Raw genomic sequence first — 8,289 nt, 5'->3', positions numbered from 1 at the left:
CCGAATTTCGGGGGGTAGCTCAGTATTCACTCATCGGTTCAAGAGGCAAGGATGGGGCCGAATAGGCTCTAGCATTGTTATCGGCGACCAACTTTCTGTTCCCGAATTGATACAAGCCCAAAGATGCGTTGGAATTGGTCGTTGTCCATTCGATTTACCAGCTACGATGTGTTGTGCTTTTCGTCTGGCAAAAGGCCGATAATTTCGAGGACTTCCCCGAGAAACAATCTCGCTCTAGCTTAAAGTCAACTCATCCCACAACCTATTGTAACCGCTAAGGCAAATCGGTAGCCTGCCGAAAAATCTTCATACGGCAGACATTAATGCTTACAGGCACCATCCGCACGCAAATCGACCAAATCTGGAACGCCTTCTGGTCTGGCGGCGTCTCCAATCCGCTCTCCGTCATAGAACAACTCACCTTCTTGCTGTTCATCAAGCGGTTGGACGAGATCCACACCCGCGAGGAAAGCAAGGCCGAGATGCTGGGCACCTCAATGGAACGCCGCATTTTCCCTGAGGGGCAGGATGACAAAGGCGAACCCTACGACAACCTGCGCTGGTCCCGTTTCAAGAACTTCGAAGCGCGCGAGATGATGCGCATCGTGGATGAGCACGTCTTCCCCTTTCTGCGCCAGATGGGTGAGGAAGGATCGTCTTACGGCACCCATATGAAGGACGCGCGGCTGGGCTTCTCCAATCCCAACCTGCTGGCCAAGGTCGTGCAGATGCTCGACGACATTCCGATGGAGGACCGCGACACCAAGGGGGATGTCTTTGAATACATGCTGGGCAAAATCGCCAGCGCGGGCCAGAACGGCCAGTTCCGCACGCCCCGCCACATTATCAACCTGATGGTCAACCTCATGGCACCAACCCCGCAGGACACCATTTGTGACCCCGCCGTGGGCACCTGCGGCTTCCTTGTGGCGGCGGGCGAATACCTGCGCGACCACCACCCCAGGATGATGCGCGACCCTGAACAACGTGATCACTTCCACAACACCATGTTCCACGGCTTTGACTTTGACAGCACCATGCTGCGGATCGGCGCGATGAACATGACGCTGCACGGTGTGGACAATCCCGACATCGCCTATCGCGATAGCCTTGCCGAAGAACATGGCGCCGATGAGGGTCGCTATTCCCTGATCCTTGCCAACCCGCCCTTTGCCGGATCGCTGGATTATGACACCACGTCCAAAGACCTGTTGAAGATCGTCAAAACCAAAAAGACCGAGCTGCTGTTCATGGCGCTCTTCCTGCGCCTGATGCGCACGGGTGGGCGCGCGGCGGTGGTGGTGCCTGATGGGGTGCTGTTCGGCTCCTCCAAGGCGCATAAGGACATCCGCAAAATGCTGGTGGAGGATCACAAGCTCGACGCGATCATCAAAATGCCCTCGGGCGTGTTCCGCCCCTATGCCGGTGTGTCTTGCGCCATCGTGGTGTTCACCAAGACCGGCGTGGGCGGCACCGAGGATGTGTGGTTCTATGACATGATCGCCGACGGGATGAGCCTGGATGACAAGCGCACGCCGCTGCTGGAGGACGCCAAGCTTGGCCCCGTGCCGGAGGAGGCATTGACGGAGGACGAGCACGCCAAGAACAACCTGCCCGATATCCTGACCCGCTGGCAGGCACTGGAGGCTGAGGCCGACCGCCCCCGCACCGCGCAAAGCTTCATCGTGCCAGCGGCTGAGATTATTGCCACCGGATCATGGGATTTGAGCCTCAACCGCTACAAAGAGATCGAGCATGAGGAGGTCGAGCACCAATCTCCCGCCGAGATCATTGCCGAGCTGCGCGCGCTGGAGGGCGAGATTGCCGAGGGGCTGGATCGGTTGGAGGGGATGTTGGGATGAAAACAGCCCAATTTGTTCCATTTCTGGAGGTTTGCGATATCCAAGGAGGAACGCAGCCGCCCAAAAGCACTTTTGTTGATGAGCCAACGGATGGCTATGTTCGTCTTTTGCAAATCCAAGACTTCAAGACAGACAAAAAGGCGGTTTTTGTCCCAGACAAACAAACCCTAAAAAAATGTAGCAAAAACGACATTATGATTGCGCGTTATGGGGCTTCACTCGGAAAGATACTGTTTGGTCTTGAAGGCGCCTACAATGTCGCGCTGGTCAAGACCATTCCGGATTTGGAACGGTTAGATAGGGCATACTTCTCACATTTTCTTCGCGCAGATGCGTTCCAAAGCTTCATCTTAAACCTTGGCGGGCGCGCTGCACAAGCTGGTTTCAATAAGGCCGATCTGGAACGCATCAAAATCCCCCTCCCACCGCTGGAGGAGCAGAAGCGGATTGCGGGGATATTGGATCAGGCGGACGCGCTCCGCCGCCTCCGCACCCGCGCCCTCGACAAACTCAACACCCTCGGACAGGCGATCTTTCATGAGATGTTTGAGACACGAGCAACGAGTTTCTGGCAGATACCAACCAAACTCTCCGATGCGACGAGCAAAATAACAGACGGAACACATCATTCGCCGCCTATCGTGAATGAAGGGATCCCCTACATAACGGCGAAACATCTAAAGCGTGAGGGTCTACGTTTTGAGAATAAGCCTTGGTTTATTTCGCCCGAGGACCATTCGTCAATTTACTCTCGATGTAACCCTGAAAAAGGTGATGTTCTTTACATCAAGGATGGTGCGACAACTGGCCTTGCCGCAGTCAATCGTTATGAATTTGAGTTTTCAATGTTGTCGAGTCTGGCACTACTCAAACCGAACCATAATCTTTGTCTCCCAGAGTATTTGTGCTTTTGGCTAAACTCCGATCTGTTCAAGAGTTACGCTCTTAGATCGATGTCTGGCGCAGGCATCACCCGCTTAACTCTCAAGAAAATCAAAGACATGCCGATCATCTTGCCCGCAATTCAGGAACAGAGGGAATTTGTCGAAAGAATTTTTAGATTGGAAGCGCAAGCCAACATTGTTTCGGAGCAAACTGAAAAACTAAATTCCCTCTTCGCCTCCCTCCAACACCGCGCCTTTCGCGGGGAACTCTGACATGGCTGCCGCGCTCCACCGTCTCACCCTTCCGGGGGCGATGCTGCAACGGGGTTTCTGGCTTTATGTCTGGCGCATCGCCGCACCAAACGAGGCGCTGCATTACGTTGGACGAACCGGTGATAATTCCAGCCCCCATGCCGCCGCGCCCTTTACACGGATGGGCCAGCACCTTGGCACATCCCCAAATTCAAACGCCCTGCGCCGCAACCTGATCGCCCACGGTGTCACGCCCGAGGACTGCACCAGCTTCAACCTGATCGCCCACGGCCCGATCTATCCGCAAGTCGATCATGACGGTAGCGACCGCGCCACATTGATGGAACGCCACAAACCCTTCCGCGATCAGGTGGGGGCAATGGAAATGCTGCTATGTGACGGATTGAAAGAGGCAGGTTACGAGGTGCTGAACACCGTCAATTGTAAATGGGTTCTGTCAACCGAGGGTAAAGAAAAATGGGAAGAGGCAAAACAAGCCTTTCGCAAAGATTTTCCCGCATTAAGGTAATGCCATTCGCACAGGTTGTTTTAATGTCCCAATTTTCTTTTCTCTCCACCGATTTTCAAGACCTAAAGCAACACGCCGAGAAGGCGGAAAAACTGGCCCTTTCCGATCCACGCGGCGCGTGCTTCTGGTCGCGGCTGACGTTGGAGACAGCGCTGAAATGGCTCTACCGTCGTGATCCCGTCCTGCGCCATCCCTATGAGCGCACGTTGGCCGCCCTGATCGCAGAACCCAGCCTTGAGGCCCTAACGGGGCCTGCCATCACCACCAAAGCGAAATACATCAAAGATCAAGGCAACCGCGCTGCCCATGACAGCGGCAAGTCCCTGACACCGCAAGACGCTGCCACTACGGTGCGCGAGCTGTTCCATGTCTGCTACTGGATCGCCCGCACCTATGCGACGGGGGCGAAGCCTGACCCCGCCCTGTCGTTCGACATCGGCAAGTTGGAAAAATCCCTGACAATCTCGGCGAGCACGGTTGCGCAGATCCAAGCGATTGAAAGGAATGTCAAAGCAGCCAACAAACGCGCTGAGGAGGCCGAAGAGGCTCGCAAGGCATCAGACGAGGGTCGAGAGGCCCTTGAAGCCGAACTGGCCCGTCTGCGCGCAGAAGTCGCTGAGGCGCGCAGAGCTAACCAAGCCATCCCCGACGCTCACGATTACGACGAAGCAGCAACGCGGGACGCCTTCATCGACCTGTTGCTAAACGAAGCCGGCTGGGCTTTGGATCAACCTCGGGATCGCGAGTTTCCTGTGGAAGGGATGCCAAGCCAGTCTGGCAAAGGCTTCGTAGATTATGTCCTTTGGGGCGCGGATGGCAAACCGTTGGGTTTGGTGGAAGCTAAACGAACACGCAAAGATTCTCGCACTGGCCAACAGCAATCCAAGCTTTATGCCGATTGCTTGGAAAAGATGTATGGCCAGCGTCCGGTGATCTTTACCACCAACGGGTATGATCATTGGATCTGGGATGATTTGCGCTATCCACCGCGTAAAATATCGGGGTTTCTAAAACGCAATGAATTGGAACTGCTGCATCAACGTCGACACAATCGTAAGGCGCTTGATGAAGTGGCTGTCGATGAAACCATTGCCGGGCGTTTTTATCAGCACCGGGCCATCCGTCGGATCGGGCAAGCATTTGAAAAAGACCGGCAGCGCAAGGCCCTGTTGGTTATGGCTACTGGTAGTGGAAAAACCCGTACCTCTATTGCGCTCATCGACCAGTTGATGCGTGCCAATTATGTGAAACGGGTCTTGTTCCTGGCTGACCGAATTGCACTCGTCAAACAAGCCCATGGTGCGTTCAAAGCACACTTGCCTGCCACCCCGAGCGCAAACTTGCTTGAACGGCACGATCCTGCACGAAACGATCATTCCGGCGCGCGTGTGTTGTTATCAACTTACCCGACCATGATGGGGTTGATTGATGAAATGAAAGGCGGCGAAAAGAGGTTCGGGCCTGGCCATTTTGATCTGATCGTAATCGATGAAGCCCACCGTTCTGTATATCGTAAGTACCGAGCAATCTTTGAATACTTTGATAGTTTTTTGGTGGGGCTGACAGCGACACCAAAAGATGAGATCGACCATAACACCTATGCGTTGTTCAATCTTGAAAGTGGTGTCCCCACCGACGCTTATGATCTGGATGATGCCGTGCAGGATGGTTACCTTGTTCCGCCGAAGTCAATTTCTGTTCCATTAAAGTTTCAGCGCGACGGGATCGCCTATGATCAGCTCTCAGACGAAGAGAAAGACGAGTGGGATGCGATCGAATGGGATGAAGAGGGAAGCATTCCTGACCGCGTAGAGTCCAATGACTTGAACAAGTGGTTATTCAACAAGGATACCGTCGACAAGGTGCTTAAGTATGTGATGCGGAACGGTATTAAAGTTGCAGGAGGAGATCGACTTGGAAAGACGATCATTTTCGCAAAGAACGGCAAACATGCGCAATTTATTGCGGATAGGTTTGACGCAAACTACCCTCATGTGGCCGGTCAGTTCGCTCGCCTGATCGACCACAGTGTATCTCACGCCCAATCATTGATTGACGAATTTTCCGAGGCCGAAAAGCAACCTCATATTGCTGTGTCGGTTGACATGATGGACACTGGGATTGACGTCCCCGAGGTCGTGAACCTTGTGTTCTTTAAGATCGTCCGGTCGAAAACAAAATTCTGGCAAATGGTCGGCCGCGGCACGCGTCTGTGCGAAGATCTATTTGGACCCGGTGAAGATAAGGAAGAGTTTTTAATCTTCGATTTCTGTCAGAATTTGGAGTTCTTCCAGGAACACCCGGATGCTCGCAATGCAGGTGCTGCCCTTCCGATTGGAGAACGGCTGTTCGCAACTCGTGTAGAATTGATAGGTGAACTACAAATCGGCGAGGAAGGACACCTAGAACTTTCAAACACTTTGAAGGAGCGATTGCACGAAGAGGTGCTGGGAATGAATATTGAGAACTTTATGGTTCGGGACCGACGCCGTGCCGTTGAACATTTCAAAGACAAGGAAAACTGGCAGACCCTGGATCTTGATGCACAGATCGCGCTAACCAACGAAGTGGCCGGTCTCCCTTCTGCCTTCGTGGACGATCATCTTCCTGCAAAACAATTCGACTTGCTGTCATTAAATGCCCAACTCCTCTTGTTGCGCAACGACCCCGGGTTCTCTCGTCTGCAGTTGCGAATGATAAAATTTGCTTCTGCTCTCGAAGGGCTGTCGAACGTACCGACAGTTTCCAAACAGATGGAACTGATCCTCGATATGCAGACTGATGAATTTTGGACAGATGTCACTGTCGAAATTCTTGAAGACATCAGGCGACGACTGCGCAGCCTAGCCGATCTTATCCAGCCTAAAGAACGCAAAATCGTAATTACCGACTTCGAAGATGAATTGAGTGAAGGAAAGTCTATTGATCTTCCTGAAGTGGGTACCGGAATTGACAAAGCACGTTTTAAAATGAAGGTCCGGAAATTCATCGAAACACATAAGGATCATATCACTCTTCGGAAAATCCATCGAGCAGAACCGCTTACTGACCTGGATATTGAGGAGTTGGAACGGATGTTAGTTGAGCAAGGTGCCACAGATACCGAAACGCTTAATCAACTGCAAAATGAAGAACCTTTAGGTGTATTTTTGAGACGATTAATCGGACTTGAGCGAACTTCTGCAAAAAAGGCTTTTAGCAACTTTACTGCCGCACATCAGCTCAGTCCGGATCAATCGGAATTCATCAACATGATTATTGATCACCTTACCGACAACGGCATCGTGGAGCCCAAAACGTTCTACGACAGCCCGTTTTCAGATTTCGACGACCTCGGTATCGAAGGTGTCTTTGACAAACAAAATGCAGCTGAGATCATTCAAATCGTAAAAACAATTAATAGTTCCGCAGTTGCAGCATGATGTGGATTTTGAGTGTGCTCGACTCCTTCTATAGAAGACACTGGAAGTCGATTGGTCTGAAGCGATCCAGTTGGCTCTTATCTTCTATTAATACCCCATAGCCCTAAATTGAGGTTCATGTGCACGATATTGAACAACCAGTAACATACTACCAGATTGAAAGAACAATCGCCTCGTTATTGAGTCTTTGGTCGAACATTGAACGATCCCTATCTAAATCCATTGAACGCTTACATGCTGGGAAGGAGACAAAGGCGCCTCACGGTATATTGCGGTCACTTGATGTGTGGTCGCAGGCAATAAAACAGAACAATACTGATCGGCCGCTCCAGTTGCTGCTTTGCAACCGCTTGATCAAAATGCTTAAAGAAGCGCTCGTGATTAGGAACCTCGTATGCCATGGCCTAACTGGCATATTAGCGGAAAATAAACTCGATGGAACAGAGGCGCATCTTAGGGTACAACTGGGACAAGATACCCGCTTACTTACTTGGCATCAATTGCAGGAAATGTTTAAGTGGATGTCACAGAGCGAGCAACTGATTAGCGCCCTGACCAACGCGGCCTTGGAAGACGACCCACTGAAAGCCAATGAGCAGCTCTTCGTTTGGGAGATGTTTTTAGCCCGAAAATAACGATCCAGCGCTGTGTTTTGATCGTTCGCGTTGCAAAATTCGCATTGCGAACATCAGAACCTCGGGACAAGCTTCTAATGATAATCTTTGCAGTCGAAGGGATTGACCTGTGGAACGTGAACCGAACCTGATCATTTCAAGCGTGTCACAGCATGTCGATGTCGAATGCATTACGTTCAAAGTGGAAATCTGTAAGCTGGAGGGTGGCGATAAATGGTCGTTAGAAGTCCTGACTGATGATGGGACTTCCATTGTGTGGAATGACCACTTTATTGACGACCAGGCAGCGTTTCAGGGAGCTGTCACAACTATTCAAAGGGAAGGCCCCATAGCATTCGTCAAAGGTGATTCAAACGTTATCTCCTTCAAACGTTAGGCTGATACGAACGGCCCAATGTATGTACCGGCTGCTGTTCGCAAATAATTTCTGGCATGTTCTCGGAAGTCGCTCATATGTATTCGGCCTGTTGATCGACACGCGGGCCGTGGCCTTGTTGGGGTTACGCACGCGCCGTGATCTCATTAGCGGACAGGTCGATTATGACCATTTGGGCCGTCAGACTCTGGGGGGCGTAATTTTTCCGTTCCATGCTTTGCTATCTATCGCGAACTCTGAGCTACCCCCCGAAATTCGGACAGTGACGCAAGCTACGATTTGCAGTCTGCTGATCTTCGACGAGAAGGAGATCAGAGATGTCGAAACGC

General features: G+C 51.8%; 7 protein-coding genes. All 7 read left to right on the top strand.

What is annotated here, in order from left to right:
- Positions 1-323: 323 nt before the first annotated feature.
- The gene (locus C0U40_RS20075; RefSeq protein ID WP_101657575.1) at positions 324-1,862 is read left to right on the top strand and encodes a type I restriction-modification system subunit M; all 1,539 of its coding nucleotides are present in this window, start codon (positions 324-326) and stop codon (positions 1,860-1,862) included.
- Positions 1,859-3,019: a restriction endonuclease subunit S gene (locus C0U40_RS20070; RefSeq protein WP_101657574.1), complete on the top strand. Its 1,161-nt coding sequence runs from the start codon at positions 1,859-1,861 to the stop codon at positions 3,017-3,019. Before C0U40_RS20075 ends, C0U40_RS20070 begins: the two co-directional genes overlap by 4 nt.
- Position 3,020: 1 nt before the next feature.
- Positions 3,021-3,527 (top strand): hypothetical protein, encoded by a 507-nt coding sequence (locus C0U40_RS20065; protein WP_101657573.1) that lies wholly within the window; start codon positions 3,021-3,023, stop codon positions 3,525-3,527.
- A gap of 23 nt (positions 3,528-3,550) precedes the next feature.
- A complete protein-coding gene (locus C0U40_RS20060) occupies positions 3,551-6,949 on the top strand; it encodes a DEAD/DEAH box helicase family protein (protein WP_101657572.1) in 3,399 nt (1,132 codons plus the stop codon).
- Between the two features lie 119 nt (positions 6,950-7,068).
- Entirely contained in the window at positions 7,069-7,584 is a 516-nt protein-coding gene (locus tag C0U40_RS20055) for a hypothetical protein (protein ID WP_145991965.1), read from the top strand.
- A 109-nt stretch (positions 7,585-7,693) separates the two neighbouring features.
- A complete protein-coding gene (locus tag C0U40_RS20050; RefSeq protein WP_101657570.1) occupies positions 7,694-7,960 on the top strand; it encodes a hypothetical protein in 267 nt (88 codons plus the stop codon).
- Positions 7,961-7,982: 22 nt separating this feature from the next.
- On the top strand, positions 7,983-8,289 hold a 307-nt coding region (locus tag C0U40_RS20280; protein WP_219619826.1), incomplete at its 3' end, for a hypothetical protein.

Source organism: Neptunicoccus cionae, from assembly GCF_002860325.1.
In the GTDB taxonomy this organism is placed as follows: domain Bacteria; phylum Pseudomonadota; class Alphaproteobacteria; order Rhodobacterales; family Rhodobacteraceae; genus Amylibacter; species Amylibacter lutimaris.
This window is presented reverse-complemented; position numbering and strand designations above follow the sequence as displayed.